Annotated in this window: 23 protein-coding genes; 16 read left to right on the top strand and 7 right to left on the bottom strand. The window is 39.4% G+C overall.

The window, feature by feature from the left end; translation table 11 throughout:
* Positions 1-148: 148 nt before the first annotated feature.
* The 10 genes from CLV32_RS01805 (at position 149) to CLV32_RS01760 (ending at position 10,959) form a co-directional block, all read left to right on the top strand.
* Complete coding sequence (locus CLV32_RS01805) at positions 149-1,705, top strand: PAS domain-containing sensor histidine kinase (protein ID WP_133551791.1); 1,557 nt, start codon at positions 149-151, stop codon at positions 1,703-1,705.
* Between the two features lie 41 nt (positions 1,706-1,746).
* Complete coding sequence (locus CLV32_RS01800; protein WP_133551789.1) at positions 1,747-3,135, top strand: mercuric reductase; 1,389 nt, start codon at positions 1,747-1,749, stop codon at positions 3,133-3,135.
* Positions 3,128-4,036 carry an ABC transporter ATP-binding protein gene (locus CLV32_RS01795; RefSeq protein ID WP_133551787.1) on the top strand — a complete coding sequence of 303 codons (909 nt, stop codon included), beginning with the start codon at positions 3,128-3,130 and terminating at the stop codon, positions 4,034-4,036. Before CLV32_RS01800 ends, CLV32_RS01795 begins: the two co-directional genes overlap by 8 nt.
* Before the next feature lie 4 nt (positions 4,037-4,040).
* On the top strand, positions 4,041-5,603 hold the full coding sequence (locus tag CLV32_RS01790; RefSeq protein WP_133551785.1) for an ABC transporter permease/substrate-binding protein: 1,563 nt from the start codon (positions 4,041-4,043) through the stop codon (positions 5,601-5,603).
* A 6-nt stretch (positions 5,604-5,609) separates the two neighbouring features.
* On the top strand, positions 5,610-6,761 hold the full coding sequence (gene egtB / locus CLV32_RS01785) for an ergothioneine biosynthesis protein EgtB (protein WP_133551783.1): 1,152 nt from the start codon (positions 5,610-5,612) through the stop codon (positions 6,759-6,761).
* The gene (locus CLV32_RS01780) at positions 6,761-7,705 is read left to right on the top strand and encodes an L-histidine N(alpha)-methyltransferase (protein ID WP_133551781.1); all 945 of its coding nucleotides are present in this window, start codon (positions 6,761-6,763) and stop codon (positions 7,703-7,705) included. Before egtB ends, CLV32_RS01780 begins: the two co-directional genes overlap by 1 nt.
* A gap of 139 nt (positions 7,706-7,844) precedes the next feature.
* A complete protein-coding gene (locus tag CLV32_RS01775) occupies positions 7,845-8,954 on the top strand; it encodes an ATP-binding protein (RefSeq protein WP_243732213.1) in 1,110 nt (369 codons plus the stop codon).
* Positions 8,941-9,378 carry a response regulator gene (locus CLV32_RS01770; RefSeq protein ID WP_133551779.1) on the top strand — a complete coding sequence of 146 codons (438 nt, stop codon included), beginning with the start codon at positions 8,941-8,943 and terminating at the stop codon, positions 9,376-9,378. The genes CLV32_RS01775 and CLV32_RS01770 overlap by 14 nt, the downstream gene beginning before the upstream one ends.
* A gap of 75 nt (positions 9,379-9,453) precedes the next feature.
* Positions 9,454-10,629 (top strand): lycopene cyclase family protein, encoded by a 1,176-nt coding sequence (locus tag CLV32_RS01765; protein WP_133551777.1) that lies wholly within the window; start codon positions 9,454-9,456, stop codon positions 10,627-10,629.
* Positions 10,630-10,959, top strand: a complete 330-nt coding sequence (locus CLV32_RS01760; RefSeq protein ID WP_133551775.1) for a hypothetical protein — start codon at positions 10,630-10,632, stop codon at positions 10,957-10,959.
* A 50-nt stretch (positions 10,960-11,009) separates the two neighbouring features.
* On the opposite strand, the gene CLV32_RS01755 is transcribed toward CLV32_RS01760, so the two are convergent.
* A complete protein-coding gene (locus CLV32_RS01755; protein WP_133551773.1) occupies positions 11,010-12,353 on the bottom strand; it encodes an OmpA family protein in 1,344 nt (447 codons plus the stop codon).
* A gap of 299 nt (positions 12,354-12,652) precedes the next feature.
* On the opposite strand from CLV32_RS01755, the gene CLV32_RS01750 reads away from it, so the two are divergent.
* Together CLV32_RS01750 and CLV32_RS01745 are read left to right on the top strand one after the other, a co-directional pair.
* On the top strand, positions 12,653-14,869 hold the full coding sequence (locus CLV32_RS01750) for an ATP-binding protein (protein ID WP_133551771.1): 2,217 nt from the start codon (positions 12,653-12,655) through the stop codon (positions 14,867-14,869).
* 6 nt (positions 14,870-14,875) lie between these two features.
* Entirely contained in the window at positions 14,876-15,295 is a 420-nt protein-coding gene (locus CLV32_RS01745) for a response regulator (RefSeq protein ID WP_133551769.1), read from the top strand.
* A 23-nt stretch (positions 15,296-15,318) separates the two neighbouring features.
* Here CLV32_RS01745 and CLV32_RS01740 read toward each other — a convergent pair whose 3' ends face one another.
* From CLV32_RS01740 to CLV32_RS01730, 3 genes are all read right to left on the bottom strand, one after another.
* Positions 15,319-16,701, bottom strand: coding sequence for an MBL fold metallo-hydrolase (locus CLV32_RS01740; RefSeq protein WP_133551767.1), 1,383 nt, complete (start codon positions 16,699-16,701; stop codon positions 15,319-15,321).
* A gap of 54 nt (positions 16,702-16,755) precedes the next feature.
* Positions 16,756-17,565, bottom strand: a complete 810-nt coding sequence (locus CLV32_RS01735) for an SDR family oxidoreductase (protein WP_133551765.1) — start codon at positions 17,563-17,565, stop codon at positions 16,756-16,758.
* Between the two features lie 71 nt (positions 17,566-17,636).
* Entirely contained in the window at positions 17,637-17,843 is a 207-nt protein-coding gene (locus CLV32_RS01730; protein WP_133551763.1) for a cold-shock protein, read from the bottom strand.
* Positions 17,844-17,994: 151 nt separating this feature from the next.
* Here CLV32_RS01730 and CLV32_RS01725 point away from each other — a divergent pair, with 151 nt between their 5' ends.
* The 4 genes from CLV32_RS01725 to CLV32_RS01710 all read left to right on the top strand — a co-directional run bounded on the left by CLV32_RS01725 (position 17,995) and on the right by CLV32_RS01710 (position 20,395).
* Positions 17,995-18,240 carry a hypothetical protein gene (locus tag CLV32_RS01725; RefSeq protein ID WP_133551761.1) on the top strand — a complete coding sequence of 82 codons (246 nt, stop codon included), beginning with the start codon at positions 17,995-17,997 and terminating at the stop codon, positions 18,238-18,240.
* 64 nt (positions 18,241-18,304) lie between these two features.
* Complete coding sequence (locus CLV32_RS01720) at positions 18,305-18,769, top strand: YMGG-like glycine zipper-containing protein (protein WP_133551759.1); 465 nt, start codon at positions 18,305-18,307, stop codon at positions 18,767-18,769.
* A 176-nt stretch (positions 18,770-18,945) separates the two neighbouring features.
* The gene (locus CLV32_RS01715) at positions 18,946-19,332 is read left to right on the top strand and encodes a response regulator (RefSeq protein ID WP_133551757.1); all 387 of its coding nucleotides are present in this window, start codon (positions 18,946-18,948) and stop codon (positions 19,330-19,332) included.
* Positions 19,298-20,395 (top strand): sugar transferase, encoded by a 1,098-nt coding sequence (locus CLV32_RS01710; protein ID WP_243732212.1) that lies wholly within the window; start codon positions 19,298-19,300, stop codon positions 20,393-20,395. Before CLV32_RS01715 ends, CLV32_RS01710 begins: the two co-directional genes overlap by 35 nt.
* Before the next feature lie 3 nt (positions 20,396-20,398).
* Here CLV32_RS01710 and CLV32_RS01705 read toward each other — a convergent pair whose 3' ends face one another.
* From CLV32_RS01705 to CLV32_RS01695, 3 genes are all read right to left on the bottom strand, one after another.
* The gene (locus CLV32_RS01705; RefSeq protein ID WP_133551753.1) at positions 20,399-21,082 is read right to left on the bottom strand and encodes a hypothetical protein; all 684 of its coding nucleotides are present in this window, start codon (positions 21,080-21,082) and stop codon (positions 20,399-20,401) included.
* Between the two features lie 68 nt (positions 21,083-21,150).
* Positions 21,151-21,942, bottom strand: a complete 792-nt coding sequence (locus CLV32_RS01700) for a hypothetical protein (RefSeq protein ID WP_133551751.1) — start codon at positions 21,940-21,942, stop codon at positions 21,151-21,153.
* A 75-nt stretch (positions 21,943-22,017) separates the two neighbouring features.
* Positions 22,018-24,153: an OmpA family protein gene (locus tag CLV32_RS01695; protein ID WP_133551749.1), complete on the bottom strand. Its 2,136-nt coding sequence runs from the start codon at positions 24,151-24,153 to the stop codon at positions 22,018-22,020.
* Between the last annotated feature and the right edge of the window lie 7 nt (positions 24,154-24,160).

Raw genomic sequence — 24,160 nt, 5'->3', positions numbered from 1 at the left:
GATTGTAAAGCGAAGCAATGACCAGCGCTCAGTGACTTTAACTCCGAAAATTATATGTGTTTATGCTGACCTTTATTTTGTAAGTAAACCCGTAATTATATTTAATAAAGTTTAAATTTAGGTTCTTAAAATTAGACAAGAACAGACAATGGCCGCCAAAAAGAACGATAAGCAGGATGCCGGTAACGCTCTCAATAATCAGGAAGAAATAGCTCAAAGTCGCGATGAGTTGTTATTTGCAATCAATGCGGCGGAACTAGCTACCTGGGATTTAAATCCTGTTACCTTCAAATTTAGTGGAAATAATAGGCTGAAAGAATGGTTTGGTCTGACGCAGGATCAAGATATCGATCTCAGTGTTGCAACAAACGCAATTGCCGCAAAGGACAGGATGCGTGTTTCAGAGGCCATTCAATATGCGATGCAATTTGTCTCGGGTGGTATATACAACATTGAATACACTATTGTAAATGCAATTTCCGGCGTAGAAAGGACTGTCTTGGCTCGTGGAAAGGCGCTGTTTGACGATCGGCAGGTAGTTACGAGATTTAATGGGATTCTTCAGGATATTACCGAAGAAAAAGCTTCTAGATCGGCCCTGGTTGACGCAGAAGAACGGGCCAGACTAGCGGCAGATGCAGTGGATCTGGGCACATATGACATGAATTTAATTACCGGAGTAATGATGACTTCGGCAAGGTTCGATGCTATTTTTGGCTTTGATCGTAAAGTTGCCCGGTCCAAATTTGTAGGTGCAATACATCCCGATGATTTGGGTATTCGCATCAATGCACATCGCAGATCAGTAGAAACAGGTCGGTTATTTTATGAAGTTCGCGTAGTTTGGCCGAACTCAGAGATTCACTGGGTGCGTGTAGAGGGTAAGATTTACTATAACGACTCGATCAGGCCTGTCCGCATTATTGGGACCGTGCTGGATATCTCTGACCGCAAGTTTGCTGAGGAAGAGCTTATGCAGATTAATAAGAAACTTGAAATAGCGCTAGAAGAGCAGAAGGAACTGCAACGGCAAAAAGACGATTTCATCGGCATAGCAAGTCATGAATTGAAAACCCCCGTAACGAGTATCAAAGCCTATACACAGGTGCTGGCAAAGATATTAAATCAGAAAGGGGATGTCAGGGAAGCAAGTATGATGCAAAAAATGGATGCACAATTAAACAGGCTGACAAGTTTGATCGGTGATCTTCTTGATGTTACGAAGATGAATTCCGGCAGACTACAGTTTAATGATGCCCATTTTAATTTTCTGGATATGCTGAACTTTGTGATCGAAGATTTGCAAAGGACAACAGAAAGACACACATTGATTCAGAATTTTGAAAATATAGGTTCGGTATTTGCTGATCAGGAACGGATAGGACAGGTTTTGACCAACTTAATTTCAAATGCCATCAAGTACTCACCCGGAGCAACGGAAATTAATATTTCGTGTAGCGTACAAGGAGATGAGGTGGTTGTGTGTGTTGAAGACCATGGAATTGGAATCCCGGAAGATAAGCTAAACAGAGTATTTGAGCAATTTTATCGGGTGAGTGGTAACATGCAGCATACTTTTCCTGGTTTAGGACTGGGGCTGTATATCTCTTCGGAGATCATCAAACGAGAAGGTGGCAGACTGTGGGCTAATAGCGTTGAAGGAAAAGGATCTACATTTTGTTTCTCGCTGCCGCTATCCAGATAAAAATAGACCGGCGACGGTATTAATACTAAAAGCGAATATATATGAAAGAATTTGATGCAATTGTTATTGGTGCGGGACAAGCCGGTATTCCTTTGGCGAAAAAACTGGCAAAATCAGGGATGTCAGTAGCTTTGATAGAAAAACGATTTGTTGGTGGCACTTGCATTAACGACGGCTGCACACCAACAAAAGCCTTAGTAGCTTCAGCCCGGATGGCCTACCTTGCAGGGACTTTGAGTGAGGAGTTAGGTGTAGATATTCCTTCCTATAAACTGAATTTTGAGCGCGTAATGGCTCGTAAGAATAAAATTGTTGGGCAATTTAGGGCTGGCTCTATCAAAGGGCTGGAAGCAACTGAAAATCTAACACTGATATATGGTGAGGCGAAGTTTGTGTCAGATAAAGTAGTCGCCATAAACAGCAGCACTGGTGATGTTTATGAGCTTACAGCTAAATATATTTTAATTAATACAGGTTGTTCACCTACGGTAACTAAAATTGAAGGCATACACGAGATAAAATATTTAACCTCGACCAGTATTCTTGAATTGGATGAGGTACCTGAGCATTTATTAATCGTGGGCGGGGGGTATATCGGTCTTGAGTTTGGACAGATGTTTGGCAGATTTGGTGCTAAAGTAACGATCATTGAGCATTCTGACCGACTACTGCCTCATGAAGATGAAGATGTATGTGGTGTGATGACGGATATTTTCAAAGAGGAGGGAATTGAGGTGATTACACAGTCTAAAGTTACAAAATTCGAAAAGTATGGTGCTGACCGTATTCGGGTTACTTTTACAACCTCGGATGATGTGCAAACCAGGATGTGTACTCATGTTCTGCTTGCTTCCGGACGCAGCCCACAGACAGGCAACCTTGGATTGGAGAATACAGCTGTCACTGCAGATGATGCAGGATTTATTAAAGTTGACGATTATCTGCAGACGGCAGTCCCTAACGTATTTGCCTTGGGTGATGTTAAGGGTGGGCCGGCGTTTACGCATATCTCTTATAATGATCATTTGATAATCGCTGACCATTTAATCCATGGAAAAAAAGAATCAATTAAAGGAAGGTTAGTACCCTATTGCATGTTTACTGATCCTCAAATAGGTCGGATTGGTATTACGGAAGAGCAAGCTATTGCCAGTGGCGTAGCACATCTAGTTGCCCATATCCCCATGCGAAACGTTGCGCGTGCGATTGAAACGGGTGAAACACGGGGATTCATGAAAGCGGTCGTTGATAAAAATACAGGACTTATTTTGGGTGCAACGATTATAGGTGAGCAGGGTGGTGAGATCATGACAGTGTTACAGATGGCTATGATGGGGAACATCACGTATAGCCAAATTCGCTTTGCAATCTTCGCGCATCCCCTGTATGCTGAATCACTGAATAACCTATTTATGTCATTGGATGCTTAGTCTAAAGAACATCACCAAAAAATTCGACGGACGATTGGCCGTTGACGGGATCAGTTTTGAAGTTGAGACAGGGGAGACGTTAGTTTTACTAGGGACCAGCGGATGTGGGAAAACGACTACCTTAAGGATGATAAACCGACTTGAAGAGCCTGACTCCGGGGATATTCTATTGGACGGTAAATCTGTGAAGGATTTTGATGTTCAGGAGCTGAGGAGGGGAATGGGATATGTACTTCAGAATCACGGATTATTTCCACATTATACTGTGGCAGAAAACATCGCTACTGTTCCTAACTTAATGAACTGGGATAAGAAGAAAATTCTTAATGAGATGGAATCTCTTTTCGAAAAATTGAATCTAGATCCCACAATACGGGATAAATTTCCTGAACAGCTCAGTGGTGGACAGAAACAACGGGTAGGCTTGGCACGCGCATTAATTACACAGCCGGCTGTTTTACTTATGGATGAGCCTTTTGGAGCATTGGACTCCATTACAAGGATCTCAATCCGCAAGGAACTAAAAGGTCTCGCTGATTTTCAGGAAAAAACGATTGTGATGGTCACGCATGATGTTCAGGAGGCATTTGATATGGCAGACCGGATTTGCGTGATGGATCAGGGACGAATCATGCAGCTTGGCACTCCGGAGTCCTTACTATTTGATAGTTCTAATGCGTTCGTTAAGCAATTTTTAAAGGACCAACGCTTACAACTGGAGTTGAAGACGGTAAAAATAGATGAACTTAAATCAGTGTTGCCTGTTGAGTGGTATATGAATTCAGGATTTAAATCCGGGCAATCAGTTTGGGAAGTGCTAGAGGATTCGTTAGCGTCAGGTGATGCCACAATACCTGATCCTGGAATGTTAATGAAGGGTTTCTTTTCGTTTAAAAAATAAATACATGAACGAGGAACAAAGTTTTTGGGAATTTATACATGAACAGTCGGGTAAATTGCTTGATCAGACCTGGGCACATATTGGGCTGACTTTTATTTCACTGATTCTGGCTTTAGTTATTGCATTGCCGCTTGGTGTTTTCATCGCCAGAAAACAAAAACTCGCTGGTGCAGTTCTTGGCTTTGCAGGAATATTACAAACCATTCCAAGTATCGCTTTATTAGGCATTATGATACCCTTTTTAGGAATAGGACCAAAGCCTGCAATTCTAGCTTTATTTCTTTATGCACTGTTGCCTATTATTAGAAATACATATACTGGTATCACTGAAGTTGATCGGACCGTTAAGGATGCGGCGAAAGGAATGGGTATGAGCGATTGGCAAATCCTGACTAAAGTTGAACTGCCATTAGCATTTCCTGTATTAATGGCTGGTATACGAACTGCCGCTGTAATAAATATTGGTGTCGCTACCCTCGCGGCATACATCGCAGCTGGGGGACTCGGTGAGTTTATTTTTGGTGGTATCGCCTTGAATAATAGGAATATGATCCTTGCGGGCGCTGTCCCTGCGGCTATGCTCGCTATAGTGTTTGATTTCTTATTATCGCAGTTGCAAAAGCTGAATTTAAAGAAGATCAATATTTTTGGATTGCTGCTTCCCCTTGTTTTAATTTTATGTTGTTCTTTTTATGTATTGCCTACTAAAATTGGGGGGCGCATGTTAGCAGGATTTACGCCTGAATTTATGGGAAGGTCTGACGGGTTTCTAGGTTTACAGCAGAAGTACAACTTCAAAATGGAAACTGTGGTAATCAGTGATGCAGTGATGTATAAGGCGGCTTTTGAGAAAGATCTCGATGTGATTGATGGCTACAGTACCGACGGAAGACTGAAGGCTTACGATTTGGTTACCCTAATCGATGATAAAGGGATTTTTCCACCTTACTATGCCGCTCCATTGGTTAGACGCTCCACTTTAGTGGCACATCCAGAGTTAACAGCGGTGTTGAATCAACTTTCGGGAACGATTAATGATTCTGTGATGACTAGTTTAAATTACAGGGTTGACAATCTTAAAGAAAGCCCTGAGTTGGTTGCAAAGAACTTTTTACAGGAAAAAGGTTTATTTAAGAGAGATCGACTTGGGAAGGGTGCGACAATCAGAATAGGTTCGAAAATTTTTGGAGAGCAATATATATTGGCGCAGATGTACAGGTTTTTAATCATTGGAAATACGGATTTGAGCGTGGAAACAAAAACAGGGTTGGGAGGGACAAAGATATGCTTTGATGCCTTGACAAATAATCAAATAGATTTTTATCCTGAATACACCGGTACTGCCTTATTAGTACTACTTAAATCTGATGCAAAAGTTATTGACCAATTAAAAGGAGAAAAAGATGCCGTGTATAAATATGTTAAAGATAAGATGCGCAATGATTTACAGCTTGAATGGCTAAAACCTATTGGTTTTAATAATGCCTATGCGCTCATGATGCGCAGAGAACAGGCACAGAGTTTGCGCATTAAAACAATATCTGATCTAACCAATCATCTAAAATAATATTATATGTCGCTTTTGGACCAATATGCCATAACCAGGGCGTTAACGGAGAAAATTTGCTCTGCGCTTGAAAAAGAAGACTACGTGGTTCAGCCAGTGGCGGACGTTAGTCCGCCGAAATGGCATCTCGGACATACCACCTGGTTTTTCGAGACTTTCTTACTCATTCCTCATGCGGTAGCTTATCAACCGTTCAATACCGATTATAATTATGTTTTTAACAGTTATTATGAAACAATAGGTGCAAGGGTGATCCGTACGGATAGGGGTAATTTGAGTCGGCCAACAGTAGACGATGTGTACAAGTACAGGGCATACGTTGACAAAGGAATGGCGCACCTATTAAGTTGCGGCCTTTCAAATGAACTGCTTGAAATTTTTACCTTGGGCATAAATCATGAACAGCAACATCAGGAGTTATTGTGGTATGACATCAAGTATATTCTTGGCCATAATCCTTTGTTTCCAGCATATTCACACGAGAAGACAATCGAAGATGGGCTGAAACATGCTGAGAAAGATTGGCTCGTTATACCCGAAGGCATTTACGAAATGGGCTACAAGGGGTCTGATTTTACTTTTGATAATGAGCTTGGCAGACACAAAGTTTACCTCAATGGTGCCAGTATATCAACCGAACTGGTTACCAATAGAGAATTTAAAGAATTCATCGATGCAGGATGCTACACTGATTTTAATTATTGGCACGCTGAAGGCTGGGATTGGGTGAAGACAAATAACATCAGGTCGCCGTTATACTGGCATAATGTGGACGGTATTTGGTTTAATTATAGTTTGGGTGGCCTGGTACCAGTAAAGGATGATCAGCCGGTCTCACACATTAGTTTTTATGAGGCCTGGGCATATGCTCAATGGAGTGGACATCGTTTGCCAACGGAGTTTGAATGGGAAGTGGCATCGGATAAATTTGAATGGGGCCAGCTGTGGGAGTGGACAGAAAGTGCATATCTCCCTTATCCTGGATTCTCAAAGGCTCCGGGTGCTATTGGTGAGTACAACGGCAAATTCATGGTAAATCAGAAGGTTCTTCGTGGTGCTTCTGTTGCTACCTCTCCAAACCATAGCAGGAATACCTATCGTAATTTTTTTCATCCACATCTGCGTTGGATGTATAGTGGATTAAGGCTCGCAAAATAATGGCAAGACAATTTTTAGCTGATGTGATCAGCGACCTATCTCGATTTCCTAAGAAATTGAGTTCTAAATATTTTTATGATGAAGCAGGAGATAAGCTCTTTCAGCAAATCATGAATTGTGATGAATATTATCCTACGGATTGCGAACTTGAGATATTTACAAGTCGGACAGATGAACTTGTTGCAGCTTTTACCAATAGTACAGCTCCTTTCGATCTAATTGAATTGGGAGCTGGTGACGCTACAAAATCAAGCTTTTTGCTTAGTGCTCTCGTTGCGAAGGGTGTGGATTTCAAATATATTCCGATAGATATTTCGGGCACTATGATCAACTACTTAGAAACTTCCTTGCCAAACAGGATTCCTGGCTTAACAGTGAATGGACTCAAGGGTGATTATTTCGATATGCTGGACCAGGCTTATATGCGGTCCGAAAGACGAAAGGTACTGTTGTTTCTTGGGGGAAATCTGGGGAATATGCCTGTTGCTGATGCGTTAGGATTTTGCCAAAGATTGCATGAGTCCATGAAGCCAGGAGATCTGCTTCTATTGGGTTTTGACCTGAAAAAAAATCCTCAGATTATTTTAGCAGCATACAATGATATCGGGGGGCTGACGCGTGATTTCAATCTCAACTTGTTAAAACGTGTTAATCGTGAACTTGATGGCAACTTCGTGATTGAAAATTTCCAGCACTATCCAAGCTATGATCCTGAAACCGGCGCTTGTAAGAGTTATTTGATTAGTTTAACAGATCAAGAGGTTGTTATAGCGGGAAATACGTTTTCTTTTGCTAAGGATGAATTTATTGATATGGAAATTTCACAAAAATACAGCATTGCAGAAACCGATAATATGGCTACAGATTCTGGATTCGTTCCGGTAAAACATTTGCTTGATTCGAAGGGCTGGTTTCTGGATACTATTTGGGAAGTTAGCCAATAAATCCCCAAACTGGGAAAAAATTGGGGCAGAAAAATATCCGTATTTAAGCTTATCAGGGTTGAGTATGAATTCAGAGCCTGAAAATACACTGGCTTGGAATTTGTTTTTTGTTTGGTACTCTACCTATACCGAATATTAGATGCCGCCATTTACAGATTTCTCCAAATTATTACACATGCTTGAAGAGGTGGAAGACTATGCCATTCTTTTCCTGGATAGAGAAGGAAATATAGAGAATTGGAATAAGGGTGCTGAACACATTAAAGGATATTTGGCTACAGAAATCATCGGCAAGAATTTTACCGTTTTTTATTCTGCGGCCGACCAGAAGAAGGGATTGCCGCAGAAATTAATGTCTGCTGCATTAGAGCGTGGGAAAGCAAAGCACGAGGGCTGGAGAATCAAGAAGGATGGATCCCGATTTTGGGGAAGCGTAACAGTAACCGCTGTTCACGATTCAGCAGGTCGCCATGTGGGATTTTCTAAAGTTACGCGTGACTTAACCGAAAAGCTAGAACAGGAAGAATCTATTCGTGATTATTCGCGTCAGCTGGAGCAGAAGAATAAGGAATTAGAGCAGTTTGTTTACATCGCTTCTCATGATCTGCAGGAACCATTGCTCACCGTAACTAATTTTATCAATCTTTTTAAAGAAGAATATGGTGATAAGTTAGATGAGAATGCGCTGATCTATCTTAAATATATTAACCAGTCGTCTGAGCGTATGAAGGATTTGATTCGTGGGCTGTTAGATTATGCGCGACTAGGACGTAAAGTTGAGCAGCTAAAAGTAGTCGATTGCAAGCTCGTTATGGATAATGTAGCTTCTGATTTGCTAGCAAGTATTCAAAAACATCAGGCTATTTTAAAGTACGGTCAGCTTCCTACTATTGTCGGAGACCAAACGCAGATCAGACAGTTGTTTCAAAATCTGGTAAGTAATGCGTTAAAGTTTGCCAGAGATAACGTTGTTCCCGAAATCGGCATTTCAGCAGTAGAAACTGAGGAAGGCTGGATGTTCAGTATAAAGGATAACGGCATAGGAATGGAACCAAGATATTTGGAGAAGATTTTTATCATTTTCCAAAGACTGAATACGAGGGCTGATTTTGAAGGAAACGGAATAGGGCTTGCACAGTGTAAGAAGATCGTTGAATTGCACAGAGGGAAGATTTGGGTTGAATCAGTACCAGGAAACGGTAGTACTTTTTGGTTTACTTTGAACAAGATAAAGGATGAAAAAATTTAAGGATCTGAATTGTGTTTTGTTGGTAGATGATGACATTCCCACGAATTTTATTCATCGTAAAATCGTTCAGACATCAAATGTTGAGGTCGATGTAACAGCTATTACATCGGCTGAGGAAGCGCTTGATTTCCTTAGATCTAGCGGGAAATATGCGGGAACTTCATGGGAAAGCAAGCCAGGGATAATATTTTTAGATATCAATATGCCTGGTATGAGTGGGTGGGATTTTATGACTGAATATGAAAAGATCGATCCTGCTCAAAAAGCTAAAACAAAGGTGATTATGCTCACCACATCTTTCAATCCAGATGATAAAGAACAAGCATTGGGACATACGGACATTGTTAACTTTATGCATAAACCCTTAACAAGAGAATTGTTTGCGGAGATCGCGGGTACCTATTTCGAAGAATATCTGAGCTAGATTATGAGTGGCGTTAGCTATCTTTACAGAATTAGCCGCAGACATCTTTGTTAGTGCTAATTTAATTCTGTTTGTGTGCAATCCAAAAAAAATCACTTCGATATTATTATTCTTGGTGCTGGTTTAGCCGGCCTCAGCTTGGCGTATCGTGCTTTGCAAGCTGGCATCTGGGATGATCAATGTATATTGATCATAGACGGGCAACAGAAAAATACAAATGATAAAACGTGGTCATTCTGGCAATCTGGTAACGGTTCGTTTGACCACTTGATCTGTAAGAGCTGGCAAGACCTCTCATTTTTCTCTACCTCCGGTGAAGAACTTCTGCTAAATACCGGCGATTATGCATACCACACTATTCATAGTTTAGATTTTTATAACGCTACACTTAAAGCGTTAGAAAAATATAACAATGTATCGTTCATTTTTGAGACAGTTGTTGATTTTTCTTCAGCTGACGGGACGTGTTTGGTCAGGACTAATTCGGGCATCTATTCTTGCAATTATATTTTTAATTCCCTATTCGAAAAACCGAAACTCCCGGCAGGTGGACAATATTTTCTTCAACACTTTAAAGGAATTACGCTGCAAATAGATAAGCACGGACTCGATGTTAACAGAGCTTTCCTAATGGATTTTAGAACAACGCAGGAAGCAGGAACAAGTTTTTTTTATACGCTGCCGTTGAGTGACGACCTGATTTTTATAGAATACACACTTTTTTCTAAATCTTTGTTAGATGACACAGTTTACGATAGCAAACTAACGAGTTATATCCACGATATACTTGGGCTTAATAATTATATTATACTCGAAAAGGAGTTTGGAGTTATACCAATGACTGACTACAACTTTACGCGTTTTAATGAGAAGGTTACGCACATAGGGACGATAGGAGGTGACACAAGAGGAGCAACGGGCTATACTTTTACTAACATTCAGAAAACCGTTAGTGAAATTATCATGCATTGGGAAAAGTTTAAAAATCCATTTTTCAACTCACGTCAAATCGGTGCGAAGGAGCTGATGTATGATGGCACGCTGTTGAATGTGCTTGATCAGGGTCGATATCCCGGACATCAGCTTTTTTACGATTTATTCAAGGGTGTACCTGCCTACCGGATATTTGCGTTTTTAGATGCCGAAACTAACTTGATAGCTGACTTAACAATTATCAAAAGTCTACGACCAATGCCATTTGTAAGCGGACTAATAAGTTATCTATATCATAAAATTAGGAAGCACAAATAGATGCAGGCAAAACTTAACATTCAATTTCCCGATGATTTAAAACAAGTTTCGGGTCCAGCATTAATTGCTCAATTACAACAAGAAATTCAACTGCATAAACTCCAGATTGGTTATCTGATTCAGGATTATTATCCAAAACAAAAGGTGAGGGTTGCCGAAATAATTTTTCCGTCTCCAGAACGTCTTGAATTATTTGTGAGGTTTTCGCTGGAAGAGTTTAGTTCGTGTGCGGCTATTGATACTTATGATCTTGCGGGTATGAAACTGCAGGTTATTATTGATGCACACAATCAGGAGATAGAACTTGTTGGCGAAGAATGGCCTGAATAAAAAAAAGGCGACTGATTCTCATCAGTCGCCTTTTTTTAAAGAAGATATCCTTAGAATAAAGAGAATTCAACTCTTCTGTTCTTTTGACGACCTTCTGCAGTTTTATTTGTTGCAATTGGTTGGTTTGGACCGTAACCTGTTGCTTCAATAGTAGATGCATTAGCACCTTGTGATACTAAATAAGCTTTAACAGCTTCTGCTCTGTCTTTAGATAAAGACAAGTTCAGTGCCATTGATCCCGTATTATCTGTATGACCAGCTAATTTAAGGCTAAAGTTTTTCTCTACTAACAGTGCAGCAACACGGTTTAAGGTAGCATAAGAACTTGCTTTGATTGTAGATTTACCCAATTCAAACTCTAAGTTTTTAATTGCTTCACCAACAACCTTACGGTCAGCTTCAGTAACAATTACTTTTTCTCTGATTACCGGAGCAGGAACTCTTAAAGGACAACCAGCACCATCAACAATAGTATTCGGTTTTGTACCAGGACACTTGTCAAATTTGTTAGCTACACCATCACCATCATCATCACCCATTTCTTGCGCATATTTAGCAGCAGCTTCTTCTCTATCTCTTCTTGCGTTTTGCTCCTGAGTTGATAATTGTCTTCTCAAGTCAGCAGCTTCAGCTGCACTTTCTTCACGTAGCGCAGCAATAGGGCTATATCTTTGTAATTGTGGGCTCGATTTTTTACCCAATGCAATCTCTATACCTGCATGAGCATATGAAAATCTATCATTTGATGCACCGCTGTAACCATCAAAGTCGCGGCTTTTCATGAAGTTAACATCGTATCCGAAATCTAGATTGATGGTGTTAGAAAGACCTAACTTAAAACCAGCACCAATTGGAATAAACCAGTTTTCGTTATATCCTGTGCTTGCAGCTCCAGGTGCAGTGTAATTTACGTTAGCACTTGAAGACATATAACCAGCACCACCTGTCAGGTAAGGAGAGAAAACGCCATTTTTATGGTTTAAGCTTAAGTTAGCTAAAGTAATATTAGCTTTTAAAGCTGCTGACCAATCGATTCTAGTATTAAAAGTAGAATTGTTTTGGGCTGCAGAACCTGAAGGCAGCGCATTAGCTCTCATACCTTTGATTTTACCAGCTAAAAAGTCTGCTTGTAAGCCAAATCCTGGTGTAATTTGTTTTTTGATGTAACCACCGTATCCCCAAGACTCCTGAGGTGTAAAGTAATCACCGTTGCTACCACCATTGAAAGGTGTGTAATGTGTAAGCATACCTCCGTTAAGTCCGATTGACCAGGTACGGAAATCTTTTTTAGCAAATCTGTTTGTTGAATCAGGCATAGAATCCTGAGCGAAAAGCGCAGATGATAATCCTACCAAGGATAAAATCATCGCTGATTTTGTAATTTTTAAATTCATTTTTTTATAAGTTAGATATTCGTTCTTATTGTATGTTGAACGATTGCCTTATTGTAAATACCTTGCCAAATCTGTGTTAAGGTTATATTAAGCCTGAATTTGTTAGTAATCAATCTGTTACAATTGCGTATCATTGGAACCCCAAAAAGCATGTTTTTGGGGAATTGTGTATTGTAATTAGTACATAACGATGTTTTTTACGCTTAAATAGGAGTTCGCACTATTTTTGACCTTATGTTTAGCATAATATATCGTGAATTAGTATTTTGCGATTACCAAAGAATAATCATCTCAGCTTTATGAATACAAATCAAGTGGACTTAACTAATTGTGATAAAGAGCCCATACATATTCCAGGTCGGATACAATCACATGGGTTTTTAATTGCAATAGACATCGATACGTTGCTTATTAAGTACGTAAGCTTAAATACATTCAAATTTATTGAAGTTGAGGCGGCAGATCTACTTGATAAATCCATTTTGTTTCTGGAAGAACAAATGATTTTTAAAGACGACAAAGTTCAGCTAAAGTCTTTGCTAATCTTAGGTAGTCAGAAAGATAGTTACGAAGGAATCAATCCTTACTATCTAAACATTAAAGGCCAACCTTTTTATCTCATCATCTCAAAGTCCGGGGCGTACCATGTGCTGGAGTTTGAACCGGCGATCCTCGATTTTGACATACAGGGAACTGTTGGTAGATCCATTTCAGGAATTCTAGCAGGGCGGCGGTTGATCAGTATGATGGAAAATACTGCTGACGAAATCAAAAAGATTATAGGTTATGACAGGGTAATGGTCTATAAGTTTCATGATGATGGACACGGAGAGGTAATCGCGGAAGCGAAAAATGAAGATTTGGAGCCATTTTATGGATTGCATTATCCTGCGTCTGATATTCCAAAACAAGCACGGGCGTTGTATCTATTGAATTATACACGCATCATTGCTGACGTAAATACCAATGATTCTGCTGTGATAACTACATCTGATAACTTTTCAGCACTGGATCTTACACATTCGGTACTCAGGGCAGTGTCTCCGATACACATACAGTATCTTAAAAATATGGGTGTCGATTCCAGCTTCAGTATTTCGCTAATTACGAACGGTAAGCTTTGGGGACTAATTGCTTGTCATAATTATACCCCAAAATTTATTGATTATAAAGCAAGAGAAAGTACTAAACTGATTGGTCAAATTCTTTCTTCTGCACTGGAGTATCGACAGGAGGAAGAAGATGATGAAAAAGTAAAGTTGCTATTGGCTCATGCAGAAGAGTTACAACAGAGCCTTGTTGCTGATCAGGATTTTATTTCTGCTTTAACCACGCACCGGGTCACCATTAAAGATGTCACTCACAGTACAGGAGTAGTAATTTGTTTTGAAGGGAGGCTGTATACGTTAGGTCAGGTTCCTGCTGAGGAAGAGATCAAAATGCTGGTTGCCTGGTTGACAACAACGATGGAGGATTCTGTGTACCATACAAGTCAACTTCCTGAAGTATTTTCACCCGCAAAGAACTTTAAAAGTACTGCCAGTGGAATTCTGGCTGCTATGTTATCAAAAGATTTAGGAGAATTTGTCATTTGGTTTAAGCCTGAACAGATAACAACTGTACATTGGGCAGGAAACCCAGAAAAGCCCATGACAGAAACTCCTGATGGCCACATGGACTTAAGTCCGAGGAACTCATTTGAATCGTGGGCACAAATTGTGGAAAATACGTCTGCGTCTTGGACTCGGGAGGAAATTGCGTCCGTAATTAAAATAAGACATAAGTTATTAGATGTAATCAATAAGAAAGCAAATGAAATTCGGGCGCTAAATGAGCGACTTAAGCTGGCTTATGAGGAGCTCGATACGTTCAGTTACACGATCTCGCATGATCTTCGGACACCACTAACATCTATTAAAAGCTATACAGAGCTGGTGCTTGCCACAAATAAAAGCTTAGATGAACAAGGCAAAATGCTGCTAAACCGGGTATTAGCAGGAGCAAATAAAATGGCTTTCCTTATCAATGAAATCTTAAAGTTAGCACGGGTTGGTCGTTCTGATCTGAAGGCCGAACAACTGGATATGGGAAGCATTTTAGAAGAAATAAAAACAGATGCGCTTAATGTGGATGGGGCCAGGCATGTAACAGTCAAAATTGGGGCAACACCATCGATCTTAGGAGATCCCACATTGATTACTCAGATATTTGCCAATTTAATAGGGAATGCTGTAAAATACAGTGTGTCGGCCATTGATCCTATGGTAGTGGTTTCTGGTGAAGATGGGGGAGATGAGGTTATTTATACCATCAAGGATAATGGTATTGGTATAGATTTAAACTACCATGATAAAGTTTTTGAGCTTTTTAAACGGATGGATAACGCAAAGGGTTATCAGGGCACTGGTGTTGGTCTGGCAATTGTAAAAAGAATTGTTGAAAAGCACAATGCAAGAATTTGGTTTGAAAGCGAATTAAAAGTTGGCACAGTATTTTACGTAGCATTTAGAAAATAAGACAAAGTGATTTCTCCAGATATATTTTACGTAGAAGATGACCAGGATTTTGCATTCATCATGCAATACGCGGTAAAGGAAGTGAAGGATGATTTAGTGGTTCGAATTGTTGAGGATGGAACCGAGGCTATGCGGATGCTCGACAGTTATGTTGAAACACAGCAAAAGCCAAAGTTGATATTGCTGGATCTTAACCTCCCTGGATTATCCGGGATTGATCTCTTAAAAAAGATCAAAGAAATTCCTTATTTTAAATATGTGCCTGTAATTCTGTTTTCAACGTCAGATGACCCTATTGATGTTAAACGGTCTTTAGAGTTTGGTGCTAACGCATATTTGACGAAACCGGACGGTTATACAAATTTGATTACCTGCATCCAGTCATTATATGATTTCTGGTTTAATCAAAACAGAAGTATTAATTAGGTGTTATTTAATACTTCTACTGTCTAATTAAGATCATATACCTGATCTTTTTTGGCTATTTCAACTTGATAACCTTCCTGTTGAAGGGCCTGCTGAAAACTTAGGAGTCGTGACTGCTCACCGTGAACAAGAAAAATATTTTTAAGTTGTTGATTGTTTTGTGTTCTTACGGTATTCATTAAATCTTCATGGTCCCCATGTCCGCTCAATTGATCAGTTTTCCTGATCGAGGCGTACACCATTAGATCCCTTCCCCTAAGTCTAACTATTGGATCTCCACGAAGAAGTCTATCTCCGAGTGTGCCCTTGGCGCAGAAACCTACGAATAGGATGGTACAGTAATAATTTTGAATATTATAATACAGGTGATCCTGAATTCTACCGCCCTCAAGCATGCCCGCAGAAGATATTATAATGCAAGGCTCATGATAATTTGAGATAGAGAGACTTTCTCTTTTATCATTAATATAAGAAAGCTCGTCAAATTCAAATTCATCACCCCGTTTCTGATAAAAATCTTTAGCCTCATCATTGACTAGATGATGGTGTTTCCTGTAAATGTCTGTCGCAAAGATTGCCAGCGGACTATCCACAAAAACTTGTACTCTTGGCAGAAGTCCTTCACTAAAAATCTTATTTAAGGCGAATACAAGTGCTTGAGTTCTTCCAATACTGAATGCAGGAATGATAAGTCGTCCTGGATATTTTAAGCAAGTCTCATCTATATATTTAATAAGCTGTTCTTGAAGGGAGCTGTCGGTAGTGTGCAATTTGCCGCCATAGGTTGATTCTGATACCAGATAATCGACCTGTGGGAGCGGTTCAGGGTCTACAAGTACCGGGTAATTTTTGCGCCCTATATCACCGGTAAATGCTATTTTTTTTGTAACCCCGTTTTCATTGACTTCTAATATTACCGCGGCAGCGCCTAGTAAATGACCTACGGGTACGAAGTGAAAAGAAATACGATCGTTAATTTTAAACTGTTTATTAAAACTAATTGTGACAAAGCGTTCCACCGTGTCCATCACATGCTTTTGTAAGTATAACGGCGCTGGACCAGATCCTCTACCGCGACCCTTTTTTTGTTGTTTTGAAAGAAATATAGATACGGAGTCCAACAGCAGTAATTCAGTAAGGTCTGCTGTAGGTGGGGTACAAAGGATTTGCCCATGAAAGCCCAATCGAACCAGTGTTGGTAGGTTCCCTGAATGATCGATATGTGCATGTGTAAGAATAACGACGTCGATATCTGCCGGATTGAATGGGAAATGTTGGTTTTCCTCCTGATAAGTATCTTTCTCGTAATCCAGTCCACAATCGATAAGTATATTGTATCCCTGAGTTTCTAAAAGATGCATGCTCCCTGTCACCTGTTCCGCTGCTCCGCAAATCGTTAATTTCATTCTCTAATGTTCACCTTTATCCACTAATATATTACTTTATTATTCAATTATAAATTAAAATTTATCTCCGCAGTAAAAATTGAACTGGTAGTCAAGTAGTTCAGTAATTTTCACACTAGACACAATTTTCCAATTTTTGCATTCCTCAATAAAAATCGGAGATTCCAGCCGGCTGCGAAGCGCTGCTGCGGTATAAAAATCTTTTCGGGATGGATGAACAGGTGAGCATGCATTAATGACATGACCAAAGGCTTCTTTCTCTATTATACTTATGGTGATACCAATGCAATCCTGAAGATGAATTAAATTAACTGGAGCAAGTCCATTAGGAATCATTTTTTTGCCTGCGAGAAATCGTCCAGGATCTCTACCGGGGCCGTATAAGCCTCCGAATCGCAATATGGTTGTCCTAAAAGCAGGGCAATCCATAAATTTTTGTTCTGCGGTTGCTAACAGTTTTCCACCGCTAGTGTTAGGGTTGGGTGGATCATTTTCAGTAACTTCCTTATTAGGCTCCCCATAAACAGATGTGGAACTGATTAGAATAACTAATTTGACTTCATTTTTTATGATCGTTTTAATTAAGATATCAATTTGATCCAGGTAAGTAATACCAGATGTTGAATCCCTTGCTGGAATTGTTATGATAAGCAGGTCGGTCGTAAAAAAAGACGTATTTTCTATCGATGTTGGACTTTCAAGATTAATGGTACTTCCATGAATTCCTTTAGAATTCAACATTTCAGCTTTTTGAGCTGATGTTGTAGATCCTTTGATCCCGTAGTTTAAAGAAATCAGTTGTTCAGCGAGGGCAAGTCCATACCAGCCACACCCAAGGATACTTATATTTTTTTTATCAGGCATTTTAGGAGATTACCACTAACAAAAAAAGGGTTTTGCGAAGCAAACCCTTAGTGTCTTAATGGATAAAAAAGTTAAAGAACTGTTACATTTGAAGCTTCAGGTCCTTTTTTACCGTCATTTAATTCAAATTCTACATCGTCACCTTCTGACAATTCCTTAAAAGAATCTCCAGCGATTGCCGAAAAATGTACAAAAATATCTTTACCTCCATTTTCTGGAGTGATGAACCCAAATCCTTTAGCTGAATTAAACCATTTAACTTTTCCTGTTGTACGCATATTAGTATGAATATATTATTTGTTGTGAAAATAATGAATAGATGTCGTATTCCAAAGCCATAAGCAATTGTTGTTGTTAAATTGACATTTAAATAGTTCGATGTTTTCAAACAAATGAATTGTAGAACTGTTCAGACAATAAAAAATAGCCATGGATTTATCAGACGACAATAAAAAAGCGCCTAATGACAGGCATGAGGTACGAAAAAGTGATGTAGGAATGGAATCAGGGACTGCAGAAAATCTCGGAATGGACGCTGACCGGTCTTCGGATGATCAACGTATTGACAGAAAATACAACATGGATAACGACATTGTATCTCATAATCCTGATGGAGAGAGCGACGACAGCGATGCAAACTTGGAACGGGGTTCCTCTCCATTAATGGACAAATAAAAATAGTTCGATTTTCTGGCACTATTTTTTCTTAACTACTATTGAATATCTAAAATCTCATATCATGAAAAAAATATTTTCCATATTAGCTATCGCGCTTGCGTTGTCAGCGTGTACTAATAAAGCTAAAGAAGAAGAGAACAAACAGGCAGCTATTAAGGCTGTAAAAGATAGTATCAGGTTAGATAGCTTCAAAAGGGCAGATACCGAAAAACAGAAGGTGCTTGCTCAACAGGCTGAAGAAAAACGCGTGATGATGCTTGCTGAAGAGCGTAGAGCAGCGTCTGCACCAGCAGTTACTTCAGGAACAAGTACAACCACATCTACTACCACAACCAAGAAAAAGGGTTGGAGTGATGCTGCTAAAGGTACAGCTATTGGGGCTGGAGCCGGTGCACTTGGTGGAGCATTGATAGATAAGAAAAAAGGTAGAGGAGCTATTATTGGAGGTGTTGTTGGAGCAGGTGCCGGTTATTTGATTGGACGTGGCGAAGACAGGAAATCTGGCAGGGTTCAGCCTAAAAATTAATTGAGATAATATCTCATACACCCGGTTGATTGATATTTACTATTAAATCAACCGGGTTTTTTTATGGATAAATTTTATTTGTAAAAATATGTGGCTCTAATCGATCTTAATCGTGGATTATTTCGTATGTTCGTTACTGAAAAGGCTGTGCAAGCGATTATAAACAGGATCAAAGAATGAAAAAGCAATTATTAATAGTGGATGATGAAATTACGATTCTGAAGTTATTGAATTTTGTATTATCCAACGAATACGATTTGGTGATCAAAACTAGTGGCGTGGAAGCCTTGAGCTGGTTAGAAGAAGGTCATTCTCCGGCCTTGATTCTATCCGATCTAGAGATGCCCTATTTTGATGGAAGTTCTTTTATTTATAATTTAAAAATCAGTGGATTTTATCGCGATACTCCGGTAATAATTCTATCTGGAGCAAGTAATTTGAACGAAAGAGTAGCAAAAATGCCCTTTCAATTAGATGCCTTTATCCCAAAACCATTCAATCCTGCCCAATTAAAAGAAGCCATTTCTAATGTTTTCAGAAAATATGACGCCATCGGAAACTAATTCTAAAGAATCCAATTCTCATCATCAGATCTCTATTTTAGTACATGCTAAGTCTTTCGGAAACGAATTACTTAACAGGTTAAGCGCTGCCTTCCTGGTACATAGCGAAGATACACTGGACAATCTAGATACCTATTTAAAAGAACAGTCTTTATTTAGCCTTCCTGATGTAATCATTTTGGAAGTAGACCCTCAGCTTTCCTGTTTCAATTATGTGAACAAGCTTAAGGAGAATGCTTTGCTTAAAGGTTTGGTTATTATTTTACTATCCGATAAAAAAGATCCCAATGTTAGGAGCTTAGCTATGAAGTCGAAGGTGAACGACTTATATGTAAGTCCTTTGCCTATAGATGATCTTTGCGAGCGTATTATATTTTTGGTTAAATTTAAACTTATAAAACCCCAGCTTTCTGACCTTTCGAGTATAGATTTACGTTATCGAATGCCATTTTTCAAGCGATGTTTTGATGTGGTTGCCTGTGGATCTGTATTGTTGGTAATTTCACCATTTTTATTGATAGTGGCTGCTATCGTGGCTTTGGAATCCAAAGGACCGGTAGTGTTTAAAAGTAAAAGAGTCGGTACTGGTTACAAAGTGTTTGATTTTTATAAATTTAGGTCGATGCGCCAAGGTGCAAGCGATGAATTAAGCAAACTGAGTGCGCTTAATCAATATGATAAGTCTGAAGCTGGAAGCACTACATTTGTCAAACTAAAGAATGATCCCCGGATTACCAGGTTTGGTAAGTTTATACGGAAATTCAGCATTGATGAGCTTCCACAACTTTTTAATGTACTAAAAGGCGATATGTCTCTTGTTGGTAACAGACCACTTCCATTGTATGAAGCGGAAATGTTAACGTCCAATGAATGGACGATGCGGTTCTTAGGTCCCGCTGGATTAACTGGTTTATGGCAGGTAAGCAGAAGAGGTAAGGCCGATATGTCTGAACGTGAGCGTAAAAAGCTTGATAACTTTTACGCCCAAAATCATTCTTTCTGGTTGGATTTAAAAATTATCTTAAAAACATTTCCTGCCTTAGTTCAAAAGGAAAAAGTATAATATCTATAGCGAATTATAGTAGTTCACTAGCTTAGTAAGGTCTTCATCTTTTTTGAAATTTACTTTGTTGTCGTTAATATATTGTTCTATTTCTTTAGCATGTCCAACAAGTGCATTTACAATATCTTTCTTATTCAAAGATAAGGTTCTTAATGGTTTGTCTTTCTCAGCTGTGTAATAGGACGATTTATTTACGTAACTTTTTTCTGTAACCGCCGAACTATATTCTTTAACTTCTTTTACTACTACAGTCGTCTTCTTTAAAAGCAGAATATTCCCTTCTGTCATCACTTCGAGATAATCTGTGGGTTTAACATCAGAGTTAGTGAATCCATTTCTCAAAACTACAGGATTTGTATTTAGTATGGTTGCATCTAGTATTACTTGAGTTACAGGTTCTACAAAGCCCATGGTCTCACCTTTATCTCCTTTAAATATAAATTTTTGGTCAAGCAGATTCAATTTTACGAGCATGTTCTTATAAGTTTTTCCGTTCTTAACAGTTACCGAACCTAGCTGCCAATCTTTATTTAAATAGTTTGTTCCAGAGATTTCATCGGTAGTAGCAGGTCGAATTGGGAAACCACTTACGTCGTTTATATATATCCCGGCATTTTGTGCGTGAGAGGATTGACTGTTAAATACAACTACTGACAGGGCGATAAGGCTTAAATGGCTGATTTTCATAGCTAAATATAACGAACTTTGCGAAAATCTGTATGTTCTTAGGTGAAAAAAAAGGTTTATACCCGGGTTTATTTAGATAATTGCATCTTAAAACACACACCTTGCGTGATGGAGAAGGTAGAAGTCCATTTTTTTCCGCTACATTCGGCCGTATAACTGTAATTTCCTACTGGCAGCGTGAAATTGGCTCCACCATCTGCGCCACATGCTGGCGAGGCGGAAAAAGATTTGTTAATTGTGGCACTTTTCCCGGAAACGCTGACCGTTATATTTCCGCATCCCAGATCAGAATTAATCCAAAAGATGATATTTCCAGTGCCTGTTGTGCCCGTTCCGCCTCCTGAGACCGTGGCGCATTTAGCAATGGCAGACATATTATATCCGTAAAATTGTTTTGTAGATTGTTTAAAACTCAGCAGGGCTAACTGTGGATCAAAAGATCCCTGTGTTGCCTGATGTGCAATATAAATTGTACCGACGTTAGAGAGTAGCAATTTACCCTTGGAATCTACCATTGCTCCCCATTTAAAGGTTGCTGTTGATGCCGTTACAAAAGTACTTGGTTTGGAAGTTATAATGCCTGTTCCATCAGATTTGTATTCGATACAAAAATCATTTCCATCATTATCCCAGCATCCAATGAGCTCAGGTATGTTATAGCTCGTAATAGTCGATTTTCCTGCTGCAGAGATACATTGGTATCGGGATGGGAGTGAAGAGCCGCAGGTTAGCGTTTGATCTTCTTCTGAATTACTGGTATCGTCCTTTTCGCAAGCGGAAAAGACAAATAGAACAGCTAAAACAATAAAAATAAAAATTTGGAGTGTTTTAGGTTTTTTTGAGGAGGATAGTCGTACCATATTTTTTGAGTTTTAATTTCTCTAAAAATATGGTACGATATTCGTTTGTTATATACCTAGTTATAAGTATTTTAGCTACTTATCTTCGCAATTTTGACGCGTGATATTTACCCCATTTAATATCACATCAAACTCCGTCCGCCTGTTTAGTTGTTGGTTTTCTTCTGAACATGGCACTCCGTCGAAACATCTGTTGACTAATCTGGTTTTACCGTAATACTCGATACTGATCCGCGAAGGCGATATACCTCTGGCTATGAGATAAGATTTAGCCGCTTCACCTCGTCTGAATGACAATGCCCTATTGTATTGCTCAGTAGCTCTACTGTCGGTATGGCTAGATGTAATAACCGAGATCTCTGGATATTTAGTCATTAACCTAACGAGCTCATCCAGGGCCGGACGGGCATCTGCTCTAATCTCAGAACGATCCAGGTCATAGTATATGTTTTTTACTGCAAAAACCTTCTTCAGTGAATCGCAATTTGAGATTACATATTGTTGTAAACTTTCTGCTTTATTTAGATAGATATCTTTTCTAAGAGTTGTGTCTCCTACAATTCCAACAGAGCTAACGAAGCTGATTTTATTTACATAACCAAGTTTTTGTGCGGTAATCTCGTAGTCAGTTTCCCTTGGTAAGTCGCGTTTATAATATCCTTTGGCATTTGTTCTGATCGTATCTACGCCATCAAGATGACGCATTAACAGGCGACTACCTGCAAGTGGTATCTTGGTGATCGCATCATAAACCGTTCCTTCCAGCGTCAGTCTGTTGGTAGAACCTTTAAAGTTATAGATATCATCACTTCCTTTCCTGTTAGAACTAAAGTAACCGCTCTTGCCATCGTCACTGATCGTTAAACCAAAATCGTCGAAAGATGAATTGATGGGTGTACCCATATTAACGGGATCCGACTGGGCCTTCATTTCTTTAAGTGCAACCTTAAATAAATCAAGTCCACCAAGTCCAGCATGTCCGTTTGATGCAAAATATAAATTCCCTTCTTTATCTAAGAATGGAAACATTTCATTTCCTTCTGTATTGATTTTCTTTCCTAGGTTTACGGGTCTGGTCCATGGACCCTTACCCGATCGCACGGAGTAATACAAATCCGTACCACCAAATCCGCCGGGCATGTCAGACGCCATGATGAGGATGTTTCCATCTTTATTCAACGCGGGATGTCCGACAGAATATTCGTTGCTGTTGTAGGGAAACTCCGTGATTTTGCTAAGGTTTTCACCGCTAGCGGTATATAATTTCAATTTAATGATCCCGTCGGTGCTTCTTTGAGTCTGGCCTTTAAAATAGTTATTTCTGGTGAATATGATTGATCCATCAGGGAATACAGAAGCTGAGCCATTATGATATTTACTATTGACACTCCCATTAAGCAACTTGGTGAATTTGCTTTCTTCCAGTACCGAACTCATATCTGCCCATCGTACGGGAGCAGCATTGCCTAATGTTTTCGTGTCGTTGCTGGTAGGAGCCGTATCATCAACATTCGTTTTTCTACTTTTTGCATTCTTAGCTTGTGAGGCAGCCAATGCGCTATCTGCATTGATTATTTTGATGTCCTTAAGCTTACTTACCGAATAAAGGTTAGTAAAAGGTGTATTATCCCATTCAAATACATGATTTAGGAATTTCCCTGACTGTCTATTGCTTGCGAAAAGCAGACCATCATTGTAATATACGGGGGAGTACTCCGAACCCATAGTATTTATGTTTAGATAGCCTATAGTCCAGTGACCACCATTTTTACTCAGGTCGCCCAATTTTGTATTAGCAAAATTGGCTGCGCGTTTATCACCTGGAGTAAGGAGTAAATATTTCCTATACCAATTTTCAGACTTTTCGTATTGTTGTGCAACAGCAAGTTGTTCTGCATAATTTAAGGCCCATTCAGGTTTTAGTGGCTTTTGTTTACTGAGCTGCTCATAAGCCGTCAAAGCTTCCTTATAGTTATTCGTCATTTTATAACTATAGGCGAGCATATCCATTGCTTTAACGTTCGTAGTATCACTTTTAACCAATGGACTCAATCTCGAGATCGCAGCAACATACCTAAAGGCTTTGAAATCTTCTGTGGCTTTTTTTAATTCAGCATCATCTTTGGCCGTTGTTTGGCTCATCGCCGTTGTAAGGTTAAACAGCAGGCATATACATCCCAGAATACTGGCTTTTGTAGAGGTTGATTTCATACGTTAA

It is taken from the genome of Pedobacter duraquae, from assembly GCF_004362245.1.
Taxonomy (GTDB): domain Bacteria; phylum Bacteroidota; class Bacteroidia; order Sphingobacteriales; family Sphingobacteriaceae; genus Pedobacter; species Pedobacter duraquae.
The sequence above is the reverse complement of the archived record's forward strand: the minus strand, read 5'-3'. Positions and strand labels throughout refer to the sequence as shown.